At 71.9% G+C, this 19,272-nt stretch carries 20 protein-coding genes and 1 pseudogene; 12 read left to right on the top strand and 9 right to left on the bottom strand.

Translation table 11 applies throughout. The annotated features are described in order from the left end of the window. Window positions 1-70: 70 nt before the first annotated feature. The 3 genes and pseudogenes from OHS33_RS11815 to OHS33_RS11805 all read left to right on the top strand — a co-directional run bounded on the left by OHS33_RS11815 (window position 71) and on the right by OHS33_RS11805 (window position 4,531). On the top strand, window positions 71-1,105 hold the full coding sequence (locus OHS33_RS11815; protein WP_330330348.1) for a ComEA family DNA-binding protein: 1,035 nt from the start codon (window positions 71-73) through the stop codon (window positions 1,103-1,105). Then, window positions 1,102-3,501: pseudogene (locus OHS33_RS11810) on the top strand (ComEC/Rec2 family competence protein); the annotation flags it as partial. The gene OHS33_RS11815 and the pseudogene OHS33_RS11810, both read left to right, overlap by 4 nt. 148 nt (window positions 3,502-3,649) lie before the next feature. Further along, window positions 3,650-4,531: a YceI family protein gene (locus tag OHS33_RS11805; RefSeq protein WP_443065285.1), complete on the top strand. Its 882-nt coding sequence runs from the start codon at window positions 3,650-3,652 to the stop codon at window positions 4,529-4,531. Window positions 4,532-4,587: 56 nt separating this feature from the next. On the opposite strand, the gene OHS33_RS11800 is transcribed toward OHS33_RS11805, so the two are convergent. Beyond that, window positions 4,588-4,830, bottom strand: coding sequence for a hypothetical protein (locus tag OHS33_RS11800; RefSeq protein ID WP_330330347.1), 243 nt, complete (start codon window positions 4,828-4,830; stop codon window positions 4,588-4,590). Window positions 4,831-4,891: 61 nt separating this feature from the next. Here OHS33_RS11800 and holA point away from each other — a divergent pair, with 61 nt between their 5' ends. The 8 genes from holA (at window position 4,892) to OHS33_RS11760 (ending at window position 9,222) form a co-directional block, all read left to right on the top strand. Beyond that, window positions 4,892-5,890 carry a DNA polymerase III subunit delta gene (gene holA, locus OHS33_RS11795; RefSeq protein ID WP_330330346.1) on the top strand — a complete coding sequence of 333 codons (999 nt, stop codon included), beginning with the start codon at window positions 4,892-4,894 and terminating at the stop codon, window positions 5,888-5,890. A 457-nt stretch (window positions 5,891-6,347) separates the two neighbouring features. After that, complete coding sequence (locus OHS33_RS11790) at window positions 6,348-6,710, top strand: hypothetical protein (protein ID WP_330330345.1); 363 nt, start codon at window positions 6,348-6,350, stop codon at window positions 6,708-6,710. Further along, window positions 6,707-6,979, top strand: coding sequence for a hypothetical protein (locus OHS33_RS11785; RefSeq protein WP_330330344.1), 273 nt, complete (start codon window positions 6,707-6,709; stop codon window positions 6,977-6,979). Before OHS33_RS11790 ends, OHS33_RS11785 begins: the two co-directional genes overlap by 4 nt. Further along, a complete protein-coding gene (locus OHS33_RS11780) occupies window positions 6,976-7,353 on the top strand; it encodes a DUF6907 domain-containing protein (protein ID WP_330330343.1) in 378 nt (125 codons plus the stop codon). Before OHS33_RS11785 ends, OHS33_RS11780 begins: the two co-directional genes overlap by 4 nt. A gap of 50 nt (window positions 7,354-7,403) precedes the next feature. Continuing rightward, window positions 7,404-7,601, top strand: a complete 198-nt coding sequence (locus OHS33_RS11775; RefSeq protein WP_330330342.1) for a hypothetical protein — start codon at window positions 7,404-7,406, stop codon at window positions 7,599-7,601. A 387-nt stretch (window positions 7,602-7,988) separates the two neighbouring features. Beyond that, on the top strand, window positions 7,989-8,510 hold the full coding sequence (locus tag OHS33_RS11770; protein ID WP_330330341.1) for a hypothetical protein: 522 nt from the start codon (window positions 7,989-7,991) through the stop codon (window positions 8,508-8,510). 38 nt (window positions 8,511-8,548) lie between these two features. Next, window positions 8,549-8,827: a hypothetical protein gene (locus OHS33_RS11765; RefSeq protein WP_330330340.1), complete on the top strand. Its 279-nt coding sequence runs from the start codon at window positions 8,549-8,551 to the stop codon at window positions 8,825-8,827. Further along, complete coding sequence (locus OHS33_RS11760) at window positions 8,824-9,222, top strand: DUF6907 domain-containing protein (RefSeq protein WP_330330339.1); 399 nt, start codon at window positions 8,824-8,826, stop codon at window positions 9,220-9,222. Before OHS33_RS11765 ends, OHS33_RS11760 begins: the two co-directional genes overlap by 4 nt. A gap of 1,300 nt (window positions 9,223-10,522) precedes the next feature. On the opposite strand, the gene cyaB is transcribed toward OHS33_RS11760, so the two are convergent. Both cyaB and OHS33_RS11750 read right to left on the bottom strand, forming a co-directional pair. Beyond that, the gene (cyaB, locus tag OHS33_RS11755; protein ID WP_330330338.1) at window positions 10,523-11,086 is read right to left on the bottom strand and encodes a class IV adenylate cyclase; all 564 of its coding nucleotides are present in this window, start codon (window positions 11,084-11,086) and stop codon (window positions 10,523-10,525) included. 18 nt (window positions 11,087-11,104) lie between these two features. Further along, entirely contained in the window at window positions 11,105-11,950 is an 846-nt protein-coding gene (locus OHS33_RS11750; RefSeq protein WP_330330337.1) for a helix-turn-helix domain-containing protein, read from the bottom strand. A 102-nt stretch (window positions 11,951-12,052) separates the two neighbouring features. Between OHS33_RS11750 and OHS33_RS11745 the strand changes: the two genes are divergently transcribed. Next, entirely contained in the window at window positions 12,053-12,421 is a 369-nt protein-coding gene (locus OHS33_RS11745) for a hypothetical protein (protein ID WP_330330336.1), read from the top strand. A gap of 245 nt (window positions 12,422-12,666) precedes the next feature. Here the strand turns inward: OHS33_RS11745 and OHS33_RS11740 are convergent, their stop codons facing one another. The 6 genes from OHS33_RS11740 to OHS33_RS11715 form a co-directional block, all read right to left on the bottom strand. Further along, window positions 12,667-12,960: an HNH endonuclease gene (locus OHS33_RS11740; protein ID WP_330330335.1), complete on the bottom strand. Its 294-nt coding sequence runs from the start codon at window positions 12,958-12,960 to the stop codon at window positions 12,667-12,669. Between the two features lie 25 nt (window positions 12,961-12,985). Then, complete coding sequence (locus OHS33_RS11735) at window positions 12,986-14,635, bottom strand: terminase (protein ID WP_330330334.1); 1,650 nt, start codon at window positions 14,633-14,635, stop codon at window positions 12,986-12,988. After that, window positions 14,616-15,098: a phage terminase small subunit gene (locus OHS33_RS11730; protein ID WP_330330333.1), complete on the bottom strand. Its 483-nt coding sequence runs from the start codon at window positions 15,096-15,098 to the stop codon at window positions 14,616-14,618. The genes OHS33_RS11735 and OHS33_RS11730 overlap by 20 nt, the downstream gene beginning before the upstream one ends. A 466-nt stretch (window positions 15,099-15,564) precedes the next feature. After that, complete coding sequence (locus OHS33_RS11725; RefSeq protein ID WP_330330332.1) at window positions 15,565-16,161, bottom strand: hypothetical protein; 597 nt, start codon at window positions 16,159-16,161, stop codon at window positions 15,565-15,567. Between the two features lie 194 nt (window positions 16,162-16,355). Continuing rightward, the gene (locus OHS33_RS11720; protein ID WP_330330331.1) at window positions 16,356-16,799 is read right to left on the bottom strand and encodes a hypothetical protein; all 444 of its coding nucleotides are present in this window, start codon (window positions 16,797-16,799) and stop codon (window positions 16,356-16,358) included. After that, window positions 16,796-19,111: a DUF3987 domain-containing protein gene (locus tag OHS33_RS11715; protein WP_330330330.1), complete on the bottom strand. Its 2,316-nt coding sequence runs from the start codon at window positions 19,109-19,111 to the stop codon at window positions 16,796-16,798. The genes OHS33_RS11720 and OHS33_RS11715 overlap by 4 nt, the downstream gene beginning before the upstream one ends. Window positions 19,112-19,272 lie beyond the last annotated feature (161 nt).

The raw sequence follows: 19,272 nt of genomic DNA, 5'->3' as shown, positions 1-19,272 counted from the left end.
AACGGAGGGTCTGTCCACCGGAATCGAGGGCTCCGAACGGGGCGGGGAATTCGTCCCTACCGTCGCTGGCATGACTCTTCGTACGCGTACCTCACCGTCCTCCGGAGCCACCAGTGGCCCGGGCCGTTCCCGCGCCTCCGACGGCCGAACCCGCCACCGGACCGGCCGCCGCACGCCCGCCCCGACCTCCCCGGCCTTGCGCCGCCGCGCGGAGGCCCTGCTGAACGCCGACGGGGTCAGGGAGGCCCCGCCGGACCCACCGGGGGTGGCGGAGGCGCTGGAGGTGTCCGTGGCCGCGCCTGGGCCTGCGCCCGGCCCTGCGCCCGGCCCTGCGCCCGGTGGGGGCGTCGGCGGGCCCGGGGAGGGGGAGTCGCGGGCGTCCCGCGGCGGGTGGGCGCTCGTGGTGCGGGAGCGGATGCCGGTGTGGGTGCAGACGCGGTGCGGGCTGGAGCCGCGGACGCTGGGGGCCGTCGCGGTGGTGCTGGTCGCGGCCGTGGGGTTCGCCGGACAGCAGTACTGGTCGGCGGGGCCGGAGGCGGTGACCGCGCCCGCCGCCATGGCTCCGCCGCTGGCCCCGGCGGGGGCGGTGGCGACCCCGTTACCCACCGGGGCGGCTGCTCCATCGGCTGCTCCGGCCGCGGCGCCGTCCAGTGGTGCGCCGATCGTCGTCGATGTCGGCGGCAAGGTCCGGGAGCCGGGGATCCGGCGGCTGCCCGCCGGGGCCCGGGTCGAGGACGCGCTGGCGGCCGCCGGGGGCGTCCGGCCGGGCACGGACACCTCCGGGCTGAACCGGGCGCGGATCCTGGTGGACGGCGAGCAGGTGCTGGTCGGCGTCCCCGCGCAGCCCGCCGCGGGCGGGAGCGGTGCGGGCGGGGCCGGTCCGGGGCCGGGCGGGGTTTCCGCCGCGGCCCCCGGCCCGGTGAGCCTCGCCACCGCCACGGTCGAGCAACTGGACGGCCTGCCCGGCGTCGGCCCGGTGCTGGCCCGGCACATCGTCGACTACCGCACCGCGCGCGGCGGTTTCCGCTCCGTGGAGGAGCTCCGCCAGGTCAGCGGCATCGGTGAGCGGCGGTTCGCCGACCTGCGCGCCCTGGTCCGGCCGTGAACCGGCCGCCGGGGCCGCCTGGGACGCCTGTTCAGGGGCCGGTGGACCTGCGGCTCGCGGTGCCCGCGCTCGCCGCCTGGGCGGCGGCCGCGCTCGCCCTCGACGCGCCGGCCGGTCGGACCGCCGCCGGGGTGGTGCTCGCGACGGCGGGGGCGGGGGTGCTCGTCCTGGTGGCGTGCCGCCGCCGTGAACCCCGGTGGGCGGTCGGGACCGCCGTGGCGGCCGTCCTGCTCTGCGCGGCCGCCGGAGCCGCGGTGGCCGGGCTGGACCGGGCCGCGGCCCGCGCCGGTCCGGTGGCCGGGCTCGCCCGGCAGCACGCCCTGGTCACCGCGGAGCTGACGGTCGGCTCGGATCCACGGCCGGCCAGGGCCGGAGCCGGGCCGCCCGTGCTGCTCCTGGACGCCGAGGTGACCGGGGTGACGGGCCCGGACGGGACCCGGACCCGGGTGGCCACGCCCGTGCTGGTGATGGCGGGGCGCCCCGGGTGGGACGGGCTGCTGCCCTCGACCCGGCTGCGGGTCGCGGCCCGGCTGGCTCCGGCGCGCGATGGGGAGCGGGCGGTGGCCCTGCTGCGGCCCGTGGGGAACGCCCCGCCCGCGGTGACCGGCGGCCCGGACCTCGCCCAGCGCTTCGCGGGACGGCTGCGGGCCGGGCTGCGCACGGCCACCGACGGGCTCGCGCCCGACGCGCGGGCCCTGCTGCCGGGGCTGGTGGTCGGGGACACCTCCCGGGTGCCGTCCGATCTGCACGACGCCTTCCGCGCCACCGACCTGCTGCACCTGCTGGCGGTGTCCGGGTCCAACCTCACCGTCGTCCTGTTCCTGCTGATCGGCCCCGCGAGCACCGCGCAGCACGCCGAGCGGCGCGGGCTGGCACCCCGGCTCGGACTCTCGCTGCGGGGGACGGCCCTGGGCGGGGCGGTCCTGACCCTGGCCTTCGTGGTGGTCTGCCGGCCCGAGCCGAGCGTGCTGCGGGCCGCCGCCTGCGGTGCGGTCACCCTGCTCGCCCTCGCCACCGGGCGGCGCAGGTCCCTGATCCCGGCCCTGGCCGCGGCCGTGGTGCTGCTCGTGCTCCTCGACCCGTGGCTGGCGCGGAGCTACGGCTTCCTGCTCTCCGTCCTGGCCACCGGGGCCCTGCTGACCCTGGCCCCGCGGTGGAGCGGGGCCCTGCGGCGGCGCGGGGTGCCGGATCGGCTCGCCGGGGCGCTGGGCGCCGCCGCGGCCGCGCAGGCGGTGTGCTCACCGGTGGTGGCGGTGCTCGCGGCCCGGGTGAGTCTGGTGGCGGTGCCCTGCAATCTGCTGGCCGAGCTGGCGGCCGGTCCGGCGACCGTGCTGGGGTTCGCCGCGCTCGCCGTTGCCCCGGTGTGGATGGCCGCGGCGCGGGCGCTGGCCTGGTGCGCGGGGGTGCCCGCCGGGTGGATCGCCGCCGTGGCCCGGGCGGGTGCGCAACTGCCCGGGGCGGAGCTGTCCTGGCCGGGCGGGATCGGCGGGGGCCTGCTGCTGGCGGCGGTGACCCTGGGCGTCGTGGGACTGGCGGCGCGGCTGGGCCGGTACCGCTGGGCCTGCGCGGCGACGGCCCTGCTCCTGCTCCTCGCCCTGCTGCGGCCCCCGCAGCTCATCCGGACCCTCACCGGCTGGCCGCCGCCCGGGTGGCGCTACGTGCAGTGCGCGGTGGGCCAGGGGGACGCGGGCGTGCTGTCCGCGGGGCCGGGGACGGCGGTGGTCGTGGACACCGGCCCGGATCCCGGACCGGTGGACGCGTGTCTGCGGGCCCTGGGGGTGCGGCGGGTGCCGCTGTTGCTTCTGACACATTTTCACGCCGACCACGTGGGCGGGCTGGCCGGCGTGCTGCGCGGACGGACCGTCGGGGTGATCCAGACCACCACGCTGGCCGAACCACCGGGCCAGGCCGCGTTCGTGCGGCGGACCGCGGCCGCCGCGGGCATCGCGGTGGAGGTGGCCCGGACGGGGGAGCGGCGCCGGATCGGCCCGCTGTCCTGGGAGGTGCTCTGGCCGCCGCCCGCCGGGCCGGGGGCGGGGCCGCCGCCCGACAGCCCCAACGACGCGAGCGTGGCCCTGCTGGTCGACAGCGCCGGGCTGCGGCTGCTCCTGCTCGGTGACCTCGAACCGGCCGCTCAGCGGCAGCTGCTGAGGGACCGTCCGCGCTGGGGGCCCGTGGACGTCCTGAAGGTCGCCCACCACGGTTCCGCGCACCAGGACCCCGCCCTGCAAGCGGTGATCGGCCCCCGTGTCGCGATCGTTCCGGTCGGGGCCCGCAACCGCTACGGTCACCCGGCGGCGCAGACGCTCGCGCGGTTGCGGGCGGCGGGGGCGGCCGTACTGCGCACCGATACCGACGGTTCGGTGGCGGTCACCGGAGCGGGTCCGGGGCTACGGGTGTTTCCAGCCGGTCGGCGGCGGAGGCGACGCGGCCATACCGGGTGCGAGTGTTCTGTTTGCCCCCAACCCACCGGCATGATCGAATGCGTTTTCGCCAGACCGATTCAAGACTCAAGTCCACACAGCGCACGGGGGTGCATCAACCATGTTCAGTCGCCGACGGGGTATGGAGACGGGCGCGGGCTCCAGCCCACCCGGATCCGCGACGCTGACGCTGCCGCCGATGGCGGGCCTGCTCAGCTGCCGGGTGCTCGACACGGTTCACCAGCCGGTCCGTCAGGCCCGGTTCGAGGTAACGGATCCGATCGGCCGACGGATCGTCAGCGGGGAGACCGACCCCTACGGCGGATTCATCGCCGCGGTTCCGGAGGGGGAGTACCGGATCGCGGTCTCGGCCGAGGGGTACGCGCCGTACCACGGGGCGACGATCGTCGGGGACCGCGCGCAGCCGGGCCTGGGGGAGATCGTGCTCGACGCGATCGAGCCGCCGCTGCTGCCGAAGCCCGGGCACTGGGAGCTCGACCCCGCCCACTCCTCCATCGGCTTCACGGCCCGGCACATCGGCCTGGCCCGGATCCACGGCCGGTTCAACACCTTCGCCGGGGCGGTGCGGATAGCCGACCGCATGGAGGACTCCTCCATGCACGTGATCATGGACGCGGCGAGCATCGACACCGGGGTCCGGCTGCGCGACGACCACCTGCGCTCGGCCGACTTCCTGGACGCGCAGCGCCACCCGACGGTGGAGTTCTACAGCGAGCGGTTCATCCACCGCAGCGGCACGCGCTGGGCCGTGGCGGGAGCCCTGACCCTGCACGGCGTCAGCCGCTCGGTCACCCTGGACGCCCAGTACCTGGGGGTGGGCACGGGCCTGGAGGGCGAGACCCGGGCGGCCTGCCGGGCCACGGTCGAACTGCACCGCGAGGACTTCACCCTGAACTGGCAGTCGATGCTGGCGCACGGCATCGCGGCGATCGGGATGAGCGTGCAGGTCAAGCTCGACGTCCAGATCGTCCACAAGGCGTAGCGGGCCGGACGGGCCGGACAGGCCGGACGGGCCGCCGGAGCCGGGGGCGAGTGGTCCTACGGGGCTTCGAGCCAGCCGTCGTGGTCCGCGGCGAGGTCGTCCAGGGCCGTGGGATCGAGGAGTTCCTTCGGGTCCTCCACGACCACGAGCCACTGGGCGTCCTCGGCGTCGTCCTCGCCGGCCAGGGCGTCGCGGAACAGCTGTGGTTCCTCGGGCAGGCCGAAGCGGTCGACCAGCTCCCGGGCCACCTCGTCGGCGGCGTCGCGGTCGGGCAGGACCAGTACATGGCGCACGTTCACCGGATCATTCTCCGGTATCCGGGGCGGGGCGCTGTCGGTGCGGCGTGGGATGCTGGAGGCGATGGCCACCAGGAAGAACTCAACCGACGATCCGCTCGCCCCGCTCACCCTCGCGGTGGGCCAGGAGGACCTGCTCCTCGACCGCGTGGTGCGGGAGGTGGTGGCGGCCGCCCGGGCCGCCGACGCCGACACCGACGTGCGCGACCTCGCGTCCGAGCAGCTCCAGCCCGGCACGCTGGCCGAGCTGACGAGCCCCTCGCTCTTCTCCGAGCGCAAGGTCCTGGTCGTGCGCAACGCGCAGGACCTGTCTGCGGACACGATCAAGGAAGTCAAGGCGTACCTCGACGCGCCCTACGAGGAGATCGTCCTCGTCCTCCTCCACGCGGGCGGTGCCAAGGGCAAGGGCCTGCTGGACGCGGCCCGCAAGGCGGGGGCCCGGGAGATCGCCTGCCCGAAGATGACGAAGGCGGCGGACCGGCTCTCGTTCGTACGGGGCGAGTTCCGGACCCTCGGCCGGTCGGCGACGCCCGAGGCGTGCCAGACCCTGGTCGATGCCATCGGCAGCGACCTGCGGGAGCTGGCGAGCGCGGCGGCCCAGCTGTGCGCGGACGTCGAGGGCACCATCGACGAGGCCGTGGTCGGCCGCTACTACACCGGCCGGGCGGAGGCCTCCAGCTTCACGGTCGCGGACCGCGCGGTCGAGGGCCGTGCGGCCGAGGCGCTCGAAGCCCTCCGCTGGTCCCTGTCCACCGGGGTCGCGCCGGTGCTGATCACCAGCGCGCTGGCCCAGGCGGTGCGGGCCATCGGCAAACTGGCCTCGGCCCCCCGGGGCGCCCGCCCCGGCGACCTCGCCCGCGACCTCGGCATGCCGCCGTGGAAGATCGACCGGGTCCGGCAGCAGATGCGGGGCTGGTCGGCGGACGGCGTCTCCGAGGCCCTGCGCGCCGTCGCGCAGGCCGACGCGGGCGTCAAGGGCGGCGGCGACGACGCGGCGTACGCCCTGGAGAAGGCGGTCGTCGCGGTGGCCCGCGCCGCCCGCCCCCGCCAGCCCGCCCGCTGAGCCCCCACCGGCCGACCCTCACCCGCCGAGGGCTCGGGAGGCACATGAAGGCCGCAGACACACGAAGGCCCCGGCCGCTCCCCTGGGGAAGGGGGGCGGCCGGGGCCTTCGGCTACTGCTGGTACCGCTCGTACTGCTTGGTGTGCGCCGCACCCGCGTGGCGAACGCAGGCCGTGTGCGCTGGATGTCCCTTGATCGCCTGCCTAAATGACTGAACGGGGCCCTGACCTGCAGGTTTTGCCTCTGCTGCTATCCCGTTCTATCCCCGAGTGTCCTGCCCTCATGTGTACTGGATGTGTACGGGAGAGGGGTCGGCCCTCCCTGGGCAAGTGTTGACTTTACCTATAGGCGTGTGCAAACTAAACACGTCGCCTCGGAAACGAGGACGGCCCCGGTAGGCGCGTCAACGCCTGTCCGGGGCCTGTGATCCGAACCCCTCACTACAGGGAGTCGAACCATGTCCAACACCGTAGCGTCCGTCGTCAAGGCCGTAGCGCCGACGCGGATGCAGATGGTCGCCGAGCGGGTCCCCGCCGGCCACAAGACCTTCGACTACATCTTCGACACCGACCTCGCGGCCCTGCTTGCCGAGTACGAGGTCCGGATCCTGACCTCCGAAATCACCGACCCGGCGTTCTTCGGCGCGGTCGTGGTCCGTGGTGGTCGCATCACGCTCCTGCTCTCGCCGAACCTGGGCGCCTTCGAGGCGGACTTCTTCCCGCGGTACCTGATCTGCCAGGCCCTCGGCATGGACCTGGACCCGCTGCCCACTCCGTTCGAGGTCGAGATCAACCCGCTTCTCCCGGGGGTGCCCGCGTGAGCACCTTCACCTTCTCCCGCTGGGACTTCCTGACGGAGCCCCTCCCAGCCGTCCTGGCCGATTGCGGCGCCACCATCGAGCACGTGGCGGACGACGGGGACTTCATGGGCGGGATCCTCGCCGACGACGAGACGCTGACCGTGCGCGTCGTCGAGGGCCTGGGTCAGCTGGAACACGACCTGGTGGTCCGGGGCCTCCTGGCAGCCTGGCACTACGTGGACATCAGCGACTGGCCCGTGGCGATGCGCGTGAAGGGCGGCCAGTCATGAGTGCTTCCCGCACGGTCACGGTCGAGACCCTCGACCACGGGCCGGTCACCCTGGATGAGCCGTCGTGGTGCGTCGTCGGGCACCCGGCGGGCAACCACCGGTCCGGGATCCGCCACGACGGAATGCGGCACGTCGCTGCCGTGGACATCCCCGGGCACGGCCGGGTCGAGTTCCTGGCCGCGAACCTGACGCAGTTCCCGTTCGCCGAGTCGGGGAGCCGGGACGTGAAGGTCGTGGTGGAGATCGACGGGGAGCACCCGGAGTTCGATCCGGCCAGCCTCGGCGACCTGGCCGCCGCGATCACCGCGCACGCCCTGTACGGGCTGCTGCCGCTGCGGGCTCGCTTGCAGGCGCTCCAGGACGGTGCCGAGTGATGGGGACCGCGGTCGTTCGCAGGCCCACGGAGGCCGCTGCGCTGGGCCGCATGGAGCCCCGCCACTACGTGCCGCGGGTGCTGTGGAAGACGTGGCGGCAGCGGAACCTGGTGCTCGCCTGCGGGCCGTGCAACGTGGCGAAGGGGGCTGTCCTTCCGTGGACGGTCGTGGCGCTGCTGCTGCGGAACGTGCGGCAGAACCAGCTGTGGCGGGACGCGTGCGCGGCGGCGAGTTCGCCCAGCGTGTGACCCAAGTCCTCCCCCTCTCCTCAAGGGGAGAACCGCAGGTCGTTACCGATCTATCCAGCCCTTCCCGGAGGCGGGAACGGTGCAGCGTGCGATCCAAATGAAGGCGCCCGCGGAAGGGTCGCGCGACCCGCTTCCCGGCTAGGGGGTAAAGGGCTCCGGCCCAATCCTCCGTAGGGCTCCGCGCCCAATACTCACAAGGCCTCGGAGCCCTTTACGCCCAAGCCTCCCAAGGCCTTGAGCCCAATATTCACTGGGCCTCTGAGCCCTTGGGGGCACCCGCAACGTGATCTTCGCGGTACCGCGCAAGTGATCACCGCAAGACGAGAACGGCCGGCCCGGGGTGCCTCCCGGGCCGGCCCACGGTCCAACGCCACAGGAGGCGGAACCATGACCATTCTCTACACCCGGCCCGACGGAACGCAGGCTCCGCGCCCGACGTACCCGCAGCCGACCAAGCCTTCCGACGTGTACGGCGCCACGGAGCCGGGAGACGAAGCCCGCGCCGTCGTAGGCCTGCACCTGGCGGTCACCCGCGACATGCTGGCTGTGGCCCTCGATGACTCCTGCACCACCGCGTCCGACGAGAACCCCGACAGCTGGTCGGTGGAGTACATCCGGGAGTCCGTCGAGCTGTACCTGAGCATGTACGGCGCCTTCCGCCTCAGGGAGAACCAGAACCTGCTGATCGACTTCCTGGAGTACGAGCCGGCGGGGCCGTGCCGTGACCGGGTGCAGGCCGAGTACCGGGCCATCGACCGCGCGTACCCGCAGATGCGGCTCGACCGTCTCCAGCGCCTCAACGAGCAGCAGGAGCGGTTCACGAACGACCCGGCGTTCCGGAACGCTCTGGTCAAGCACGTCAGGGCGACGTGCACCGGCTCGTGCTTCGACGACACGATCGGACGGTAAGCGGCATGCCGACCCTTGCACCGCAGGTGGCATCGCAAATGCCCCTGCCGCCCGCCCTGGTCCGCACGACCGCCCCGGGCCGCCCCCTCCAGTGGATCGACCCGACGCCGAAGGCGGCCGACAAGAACGGCCACGCGTGGATGTTCAGCGTGGACGAGCCGCTGACCGGACCCGCCTACTGCGTCCTCTGCTGCGAGGACCACGGCAGCATCGACAGCTTCGCCCCCTGCTACGAAGCCGCCCGCCTCGCCGCCTACAACGCGGAGCGGACCGCCTGGATCGCCGCCAACCGCGTGAACCCGGAGGACATCCGATGAAGACGTACACCGGCCCGACCCTCGGCGGCGCCACCGCCACGATCACTTGCCCCGACTGGTGCACGGTCGATCACGCCTACTGGGACGACCGGGCCGACGACTGCTTCCACAAGAGCAGCCTCCTTGAGGTGATGCCGCCTCGTGACCGCGCCGGCCACCCGACGCCTGTCTTCCATCCGCAGTTGGGTGCCGAGCTGCAGCTGCACTCGACCGCCACCGCCCCGTCCGCCGCGGCTGTGTGGCTGCAGCTGTCGGAGTTCAAGGAGGACGGGGTCGAGCTGGACCTGGCCGGGCTGGACAGCCACCTGGCGGAGGTCGACCGGTACCGCGACGGCCTGGCCCGGTACCGTCGGCTCCTGGCTGCCATCGACGCCGAGCGTCGCCACCGGTACTGAGTACCGGCACTGGTACCGGTACTGACGGCGCCCTGCCGTCCGCCCCTGATGCAACCGGGGGCGGACGGCAGGGCGCTTCGGCGTGTCCCGGGGCGATGTCGTCATTTGGGATTCGACCTGCGGTTCTGACGGTGGCGGTGACGTCAGCTGACGCGCCAAGTACCGCCACTTCGCACCCGGTCATAACCGGGTGTCTGCCGGGTACTTGCCGGGCGGGTCAAGCTGTTCACTCCGGGCCCTTGACGCCGACGAGGGTTCTCGCGCACGCGCACGTGCGCGCATAGGAGCCAGCAGGAGTTCACGCGGCCCGGCGGGTGAACGAGTGAATGAACGAGTGAACGGCCCCGCGGAATACCGTCGCGATCTCCGACGGTAAGCGGCGCCGCCAGCCTGGGTGGGCCAGGACCCCCACGCAGCTCTAGGCCAGGGTGTCGCTACTGTCGACGCCCCTGACTCGACGTGAGCAGCACTCGCTTCGCTGTCAGCCTTCCGGCCGTGAGGATTCCGTCCGGCCGGCGGATGGATTTCCTGCGATCCCAGGATGAGGTGAGGAGTACTCACCCCGTGACCACCCTCCGCAGTGCGGAGAATGGTCGGGACGCGTCCACCGCAGACCCCGGCAACGACCGGGCGCCCGCGGTCCATAGCCAGGTTCTTGCCGGGCAGCTGCCGAGCCCTGACCTGCGTGTCCCTGGCCGCCCCGGGCGTGACCAAGCGGCGGCGTACCGCCCTGGCCTGCGTGACCACCGTGACCACGACCACAACCGCACATTTAGGGTGGAACCGGGCTGGACACTCCCCGGACAGCACCCGATACATCCCGATATGCACCCCGGACGGAAGGCGGACAATCCCTGGACGCTGTCCAGGCTGGGCGCCCTGTGTCCGGGTGCTGTCCGGGGGGATGTCCGGGACATATTGGGGCAGTGTCCGGGGTGATTCCGGCCCTTTTGTTCCCTGCTCGGACTCTGCTCGGCTTGCTCCGTCGCAGGTCGGATCCTGCTCGGCGTCGGCTCGGGGCTGCTCGCTGAAGATCCACGAGCAGGCGCGAGCAGCCCGCGAGCAGACGCTGACCTGCAGTCGAGCAGGCCGAGCAGGACCCGAGCAAGGTCCGCTTACATCCACTGACACCCGCTATGCCCGATTGACACCTCAAAGGGTGTCAGCGGGGGTGTCAGCCAGGTGTCAGCTCGCGCGCGCACGCGCATTGGCCTAAGGAAACGGGCCGCCAGCAGGCCCTGACACCCCCGCTGACACCCGGATTGAGTGTCAGCCGGTGTCAGTGCAGGTCGCGCCGATGTCAGGGATTTGAGCCCCGCTGGGCGGCGACGGCGCCCGTGTAGGTCTCCCGGGTCAGGTCCCCGTCGGCGAGGCCCAGCTCGCCGAGTACGGCCCGGACGTCGTTGAGAGCCGCGGCCAGGTCATCCTCGTCGGCGAGCGTCTCCAGCTCAAGGAACGTGCCGTCGATCTCCGGGACCCGGACCAGCGTGGCCAGCATCCGCCGGCCGCGCTCCTCCAGGTCGTAGTTCCGGCACCGCTTCTCGAACGCGATGAACGGCGTGTACCCGAGTCCGCGCAGCATCGCGTGGACCGCCTCGGCGTCCTCGACGCGGGTCTCGTGCTCCGGCTTCGACCCGGACTCCTCATCGACCGCGGTGCCCTTGTAAGTGAGCACCGTGCGCGTCTCCTCCGCGCCGTGGACCGTCCGCACCCGCAGTTCCTGGCCCGCCTTCTCAAGGCTGCCGCCCGGCCGGTCGTAGTACGTGTCCTGGTAGACCTCGGTCCGGGCGGTGGCCCGGTCGTCGAGCGCCCGCATGACCGTCTCCGGCGAGTGGACGCGCGCCTTCAGTTCCGCCTCGATCACGTGACGTTCTCCCTTCCGTCAGACCGTTCGCTCAGCCTCATCGATGACCGCCTCGAACATGCGCCGGAACCCCCGGTACAGGGGCCCGTGCGGGGTCTCCATCACCTTGTACGTGGCGCTCTCATGCCCTTCCCAGCCCGCATCAAAGGCTCCGACGAACATCGTGCTGTCCGTGCGGATGATGCGCCACGTCGGCAGCATGCCGTACCGGTACGCCTCGACGTCGCACACATCGGCCAACTCCCGCAGGCGGGCCTCGGAAAGCCGCACGCCGCCAGCCAGGGACTCGGCCGACTCCCCGATCTCCGCGGCGCGCTGGGCCAGGGCAGGCCCCTCGGGGTCGAGCAGCAGAACCCGGACCCGCAGGCGCCCGTCAGGGCGGCCGAGGTGGGCGCGCAGCATGGAGTCGTTGAGACCGATCAGACCGAGCCCTCGGACGGCAAGGATGTCCAGCTCTTTCGCGGCCCGGGTCTGCTGCTGGATCTCGGCGCGGGCCGCGGCCTGGGCGGAGTACACGCGGACCACCTCGGGGAACGCGGCCAGGTCGAACGCCGCGCCGCCGGAACGCTTCTCGCGGCTGGCGGCCAGGCCGAGAAGGTGCCGGGCGTCGTCCGGCATGTTCAGGCCGTCGGCGATCCGCTCGTACACGTCCAGTCGGGACACTTCACGGCGCCGGTTGATGATCTCGTTGACGCGGGCCTGCGTCATGCCGACCGCGGCCGCGATGCGCGCCTGGCTGGCGCCGCTGTACTGCTGGACGTGACGAAACACAGCTCCGATGTCACGGGCGCGGAGCGCTTCGCGGACGTCGGCCCGCTCCCAGGCCCAGTCGGGCAGCGACGTCGGTACAAGCGGTGTGGTCACGGCCGGCCCCCGGGGTTCCGCAGCTGGGACGGGAAGCTATCCCACAGTGAGATTACCGTCCGGGTATCGAGCGCGTACCCCGCGTCACAAGATCCTGACTGCATGATGGAGCAGCAGGCGAACCCGGTGGAGTTCCCCGTCCTCCCCGGCGGCTGGTGCAACTGGCACGACGGGCCTTCCGAGACGGCGCTGGCGGTCCAGTGGGGCGAGTCGACCTCCGGCCCTCCCAAGCCCCTGTACGCGTGCGCGCCATGCCGGGAGCAGCGCAACCTGCCCGCTGCGGCTGTCCACTGCCAGGACGCACCCGTGCCGCAGGTGGACGCCCTGACCTGGGAGCAGATCCAGGGGCGGAACTGCGTCGCCTGCGGTGCGCCGCTGACCGACGCTCGCGTATGGCGGGACACCGTGATCGTCCATCAGGACGGGTACGGCTTGCCGTTCGAGGTCTACGCCTGCCCGGTGCGGTCCTGATGCGGATCTGCTCCCGCTGCGACCGGGCGATCCGTGGCACGGACTACGAGACGATTCCCGTCGACTCGGCCTCGGCTGTCCGCCCCGACCAGCACGCCCACAGGCACAGCGACCCCAAGTGTCGTCCCATCACCGCCAACGACCCGGCCGACCTCCACTAGCTCCCGGCCATGTCCGTGATCGCGGCGGAGTACGGGCGGGCCGAGTCTCAAGTCACGATTGGGGCGCCTGCAAGCAGCGGGTGGCTACAGCAGCCCCGGGTGGGGTTCCTGCGGGCGCCGGCGGCCCGGCTTGGGGGCGGCAGCGCGGGCCGCGGCGGCCTCGGCGGATGTCTTCACCCGGTGGCACGGCGCACAGACGCCCTGAAGCGCTTCCAGCCGGTGATCATCGGTCATCGCCTCAATGTGGTCCGCGATCGTGCTCGGCCGTACAGCACAGATGCGGCAGATCCGATCTCGGTCGAGCACCTGGGCCCGGATCTTCTGCCAGTTCCCCGGCAGTCGGCTGGACCTCTTGGACGTGCCCCAGTTGTGGGCCATGGCAGCCCTCCTTCCATCCGGTCGGTCAGCGCAGGACGATGACGCGCCCCTTGCCGGGTAGGCCCATTCCCGCCTTCTCCTTGCCGAGGCCCTTGGCCAGGGCGTCGACCCGGCACTGCCAGGCGAGAACCGCGGCCACGGCAGCGTCGATCTTCCGGGGCGAGTCGGGATGTTCCTTGGCGATCTGCGCACCGACGCGGGACTGCCGGCGGCGCGAGTTCAGCACATGCCGCGTGAGCACGCTGGACCCGTCGTGAGTCAGCTCGTCCTCGACGACCGACGAGCGGAACTTCTCCAGCGCCCGCACGATCAGGTGCGCGCGGCCACCCGTCATCCACCACTCGATGGGATGCTGCAGGGTCGACTTCACCTTCAGCCGGCGCCCGTGCTTCGCCTCCCAGGTCGCCACGTGCGACTCCCACTTCGCGGGGTCGGCGTACATGCCCACCACCCGGTAGCGCTTGAAGGCGTCCTCGACGGCCGCAAGCACCTCGACGACTGGGACCTGCCAGTTCTCGCCTTCAGGACCGTCAGGCTGTTCCCAGCAGCCCAGCAAGAACAGATGCCCATCGGCGACTCGGCAGCCCACCAGGGCCGTCGCGTCCGTGACGCCCCGGGAACGCCGACGGGAACCGTCGAAGCCCAGCACGACCGCCTCCCGCTCGCCGACCACCTTCTCGACGTCAGCCACCCCGGCCCATTCCGGCTGCGTGATCCAACTGTCGGACGCGTGGGTGACCTGGCCGAGGTAGAAGCGACGGGCGTCCTGCGGGTCCGTGTCCGGGTCCCACACCTCGGCGGCGATCCGGTCCAGGTTCACCCAGCCGCCGGCCTGCGCCGCGGAATCGCCGTAGGCGTGGAGCAGACCGGCCATCAGCGAGTCCCTGTCAGCCATGTCAGTTTCCGGGGGCGCTTCCCGGTGGTCGTACAGCAGGCCCTCGTCCCGGGCGCGGCCCTCACGGATCCGCTTGAAGTACTCGGCCGAGGACTCCGCGACGCTCCCGCCGCCCGGGATGTAGGCATTGGGGGACTCCACCGACGTGCCGGCCGTCTTGCCCAGGTTCCGGCGCAACGTCGCCGCCAACTTCACCCCGCCGTTCGATGCGCGCCACTCCTCCGTCTGGTCCAGGACACACCACACCGGCCGGTTGCCCTCCCGAGACGTGGCCGCGCTCGTCACGAACTCGATGCGGCCCTGCGGCAGGTTCACGAAGGTGTCCAGCGGCTCGATGCCCGGGTACTCGTCCAGTGCCGGGCCCTCCCGCAGCATCTCCAGCAGCGGCGCCCACGCGTTCTTCGTCTGGTCCTCGGACACGGCAGCCAGCTGCAGCCACGGCGTGCGCAGGGAGGCCCACGGGCGGCCCACCGGCTCACCGTTGGCGTCCCAACCGTCAGGGACGACGTCCGCCAGGGCCTCGGCACACGTGAGGGCGGCCAGCAGCGGCGACTTGCCCCAGCCCTTAGGCCGCGACAGGACCGCCCTGCGGTACCGGCGCTCGCCCGTCCGCGGGTCGACCGCGTACAGGTTCAGCACGAACTGTGCCTGCTCCCGCGTCAGTCGGAACGGCACGTAGTCGGAACGGTCAGGGGCCGCCAGGTAGGTGTGCAACCAGTTGATGACCTGGTAGCCCAGCGTCGGAAGCTCCCCCTCGTACCTAGGCCCCCGCCACGGCATCCGCCCCACCCCCCGGCAGAACCTTCAGGTCGGCGAACTGCTCCTCGGCGGAGGAGCCGGGCGGGCGCTTCGAGTCGGCCTCGTCGGCCTGGGCGAACTGCATCCGCAGCCGGGCCCGGTCTTCCGGAGTGGCGCCGAACTTGGCGACCCTCAGGCGCAGCTCGGCGCCGGCCGTCGACTCTCCGTTCCAGTGCCGGGCGTGCACCAGGGCCGTGTCCCGCAGGAACGACCAGTCGGTCGAGGTGAAGTGCTCGGCCTGCGGGGACGCCTTCCACATCTCCCACCACTCCAGGGTCGCCGCGGGCCACGGCACCTCGACCATCTCGTCGCCCTGGCGAGCCCGCAGCGGCGGCAGTTCGGGCGCCTCGGCCAGCTCGAAGCGGAGCACCGTCTGTTGGTGGCCGTCCTTGCGGTGGCCGGCGCGGCGCCGGGGGTCCTTCGGGGCAGGTCCACGACCAGCCATGGCGTTCCTCCTAGCTCAAGATCCAAAAGCCCCAGACGTGGGGCCACAGACGGCATGTACACGGCTCCGATCCGGGAAGATCGCCCAGGGGGATATCCCCCCACCCCTCCGGCCGTCGGCTCCGGTCGGTCGCGTGGTCGGCGGTGCCGCCTCCCGGCGCAGCCTGTTGATCTTTAGGTTCTTCCGGCTTCGTTGATCGATTTCGTTTCGCTCTTCGAACGGTTTTCGATGTTGTTTCGTCTTGCTTGCTCGAACCGAAGTCGCTGTGTGACCTCGGTCCGCCTCTCCCCCTGCCCGGTGGCCCTGGGTGGGTGCGGGGGTGCCCCGACCGGGCCCGCTGGGGTGTCGGTCGGGGCGTCGGCGCTGGTGCGGCTTGCAGTAGTCGGTTCCGCACCATCGGTTCGACTGCTCGTTCATCGATCGTCTGATGATCGAAGTCGATGACGTTGACGCCGAAGTTCGGGGCTCACGCAGCTGTCGGTGCGTCGCCGTCGAGGGGCAGCGCGGCAAGCCCCTCGGGCAGCTGCTCGCCCAGTTCGGAGGGCTTGGGAGCGCTGTACTCGATGGCCTTGGTGATCTGCCACACGCCGTCGTCGGTGTCGGGCAGGTCCTGCATGGCCTGCAGGATGGCCGCTTCGTCGGGCTTGTCGGCCACGTACTGGTGCACGACCTGTGCCCATACCGGGTCGCCGGAGTAGTCGGCTGCCTTGGCGGCGATGGCCTTGGCCATGATGTGGTCGCCTTCACGCTCGGCTCGTCGCAGGGCGTGCGCGGCTTCGGCCGGCGTCTCGAGCTTGGCAGCGCGGTCGTTGGCGTCGCGGCGGGCGATGACAGCGTTCGGGTCGGGGCTGAACCCGTTGGTGCCGAACAGCTTCCGGTCGAGCCTGGTGCGCTCGCGGCCGATCTGCTCGATCTCCTGCTCCCGCAGCTGGCTGAGCGCCTCGCGGGCCTCGATGTAGGCGCGGGCGATCATCGTCTGCTTGGCGCGGGCGCCGGGATTCTTCAGCGCGTTGATGCGCCGGACGTTGCTGTCGAGGCGGGAGCGGATCTCTTCAGGGGTCATGGCGGGGTCTCCTTCGGTGGCTTGTGGGTGGGGCTGGTGGTTGGGGCAGACGGGGGCGTGGGCGTCGCTGCAGGGCCCGGTGGCGAGCGTGTGGAGCCGGGCCCCGCAGCCGTTGGGGCACTGTCGGTACCGGCCGCGGCGGGCGGATGTACCGCACGCGTCGCAGAGCTGCGTCATCTTCCGCCGCGACCGGGTCATGCGGCACCGTCGAGGGAGTCGTATCGCTGGCCGGGGATCCGGCCCTCAGGCCAGGGGGCGTTGCCGACGTCGCGCCGGTAGTGCCGTCGGCCGATGTCGTGGCGGGCCGCGTGCATCTCCTCGTTGCGGGTGTCGCAGGGGGCGAGGCCGAGTTCGCACCGCAGGCCGTTCCTCCTTGCTGCTGCCGCCTGCTTCCTGGGTGCCGTACAGGGAGTGCCGATGGGTGCCCGGCAGGCGGGGCATCGGTGGGCCAGCGCGTACTCATACAGAGATGGCCAGGGGGTGGCCGCCCGCTCTTCAGGGCGCTTGAGCTTGGCGGCGTGCCGGGCCTGCAGGCCGCGCTCCCGCGCCGCTGCGAGTTCGGCACGCCGCCACCGATCGGCTGCCATTCTTCGGCGTGCCTGCTCTATCCGCTCGGCCACGATGTCGTCAACGTTCACGGGGCCTCCTTGGCCGTCGCGATGTAGGGGTGTACGTCGAATCGAGGGGAGGGCTTGCGCCCGCGCCGTGCGGTATCGGGTGGGGGAATCAGCGCCAGCCAGCCGTACTCCTCCAACTGCAGAAGGACGTCGTTCATGACGTCCATCTCCGTGGCCCACTCCCGGCCTTTAAGGGCCTGCCAGGCATCGCGGGCGGAGAAGGAGTCCCCGGGGTTGCTGCGGCTCCGGAGCCAGCCGACGACGTCTCGGAGGGGTTTGACGGCTCCTTCGCGGTTCTTGCCCATGAGGTCGAACACGGCGCGGGCGTGGGCGATGAAGTACGGGGTCATCGCCAGGACGTCCGTGATGCGCTGATGGCTGATCTCGCGGGCGCCGGGGTCCTCGTAAAGGCTGAGGCAGGCCGCTACGCGGATGAGCTGGCCGCGCAGCTTGCCCGCCCAGTCAGCGAGGTCGTGCAGGTCCCCGCCGGGCTTCCGCCGCTTGGCGAACGCGTTGTAGAACTCCCCGAACGCCTTCCGGGCCGGTTCCGACAGCTCGATCGTCAGGACGTCGGGGCTGGCCCACACCTGCTTGATGAGGTCCCGGATCCGGTGGTCGTAGGCGTTGGCGATCTGGACGGGGATAGGCGGGGAGTCGAAGGTGTCCGTCTCCGTGGGTGCCGGCTTCGCGTACAGGAAGCGGCCCAGGAGACCGGACTGCCTGAACTCGGGGTTCTGCTTCTCCAGCCCGGAGATGATGCCGGGCTGCACGATCAAGCCGAGGGCCAGGAACGTGTGTGACATCCGAGAAGACGCCCGGCCGGTGCGGTCGATGGTGTACGGACCTCCCGTGTACGCCTCAAGCAGCAGATCGGTATTGGCCTTGCCGTTGTTGCCGTACAGGCCCGCCGCGACCTTGAACAGGCCGCCCTCGGAAGCCAGGGAACCGATCCGGCCTCCCTGCTCGTACATGCGCTTGGCGAGCGCTTCGAGGGTGATGTCGCGGACCAGGAGCCGGGGCAGCTCCGGGGCGTCGCCCAGCTCAAGGAGCTTCACGCGGGCCGCTTCGGCATCCGCCTCAGCCGACAGCCGCTTGTCACTGTCGGAGTTGGCGGCGTTCTGCTCGGCCTTCGTCATACGGGCCGTGGTGATGCGGATTTCCTGGGCGGTCGCCTCGACGTCGGGGCGAGCCGCCTCCATCAGCTCCTCCTCGACCTCCCGGAGCGGGTTCGCGGCGGCGTTCAGGGCGGGCGTCTTCTTCTCGGAGGAATCCGCCAGGGCCGCGAGGTACAGGGCCGTCGACTCCTGCCAATCGGACTTCACCTGCACCCGCCGCCGGCCGCCCGTCGCCGTGGAGATGGTCGCCAGAGCGGCGAACGCGACCAGGTCGACGGGCACCTGCAGGGACTCGGCCGCCGCGGTGACGAACTCGCCGAGGCTCCCCAGGGAGGCGACGGGGAACGGCGGGACCGGGGCCGCTGCCAGAGAGATCGGCTCGTCCCACCCGCCATCAAGGATCTGCGTCCCAGAAATCCCAGAACTCGGGTCCGGTCCCGCTCCCTGGGACGGCACCGGCATTTTGGGATTTGTGGGATGCGAATCCGGGGTGAGCAGATCCGGGTAGCCGAGCCCCGCCGCAAGGTGGTCTGAGACGTCCTTACCGCGCGCCGGCTCCAGCACCCGGACCGGGATCCCGGCCGCCTGGACCGACGCCACGACAGCCGCGGCGTGCTTGGCGCCCGGTTCGTCGCGGTCACGGATGACGATGACCTCGGAGGCGCCGACCAGGGAGCGGGTGTAGTCGTCGCTCCACTTCCCCGCCCCTCCCACGTTGCACGTGGCAGTGGCACCGGTGGCCCGCAGGTTGTCGACGTCCTTCTCGCCCTCGACAACGAACACGGGGCCGCCGGCCTTCACCGCCTTGAGGACTTCGGGGAGCCGGTAGAGCACTCGGCGGATGCCGGACACCCCCGGCTGCCCATCGGGCCGGTACTGCCGGAACGTCTTGCGCTCCCCGTCGTAGCCCGGTTCGATGCGCCGCACGAGGAGAAGGACCTGGCCGTGCTCGTCGACGTAGGGGTACTCGGCGACGACCTGGGGACGTTCCCGCTTCTGCAGGGGCTCGTCGAACAGGTCCGCCATGGTCAGGCCGAGGGCGCTGACGACGTCCTCGGTCGCGCATCCGGCGTGGCAGTTGATGACCACGCCCTTGGCGCCGTTGGTGACCGACAGGGACGGCGAACGGTCCTCGTGGGCGACGCACTGCCAGGCGTTGCCGCGGCCCTTGCTGCCGTGCGCGTCGAGAGCATCGGTGACGCGAGCGAATGCGCTCACCCGGTCACCGCCTCGACGCGCAGCTGCACGACGTAAGTGAGCCCGCACGGGCCGGTCTTGAGGACGGAGCGAACGAGCGGGAGAGGTGCGCGGTGCAGATGCGGGTGTCCGCATCCGGGGCACCGCTCGACCTTGACCTGCCGGTGCCACTTCCGGGACCG

Origin of the sequence: Streptomyces sp. NBC_00536, from assembly GCF_036346295.1 — a bacterium.
In the GTDB taxonomy this organism is placed as follows: Bacteria; Actinomycetota; Actinomycetes; order Streptomycetales; family Streptomycetaceae; genus Streptomyces.
Note: the sequence above shows the minus strand (reverse complement) of the source record. Positions and strands in the feature narration are given on the sequence as shown.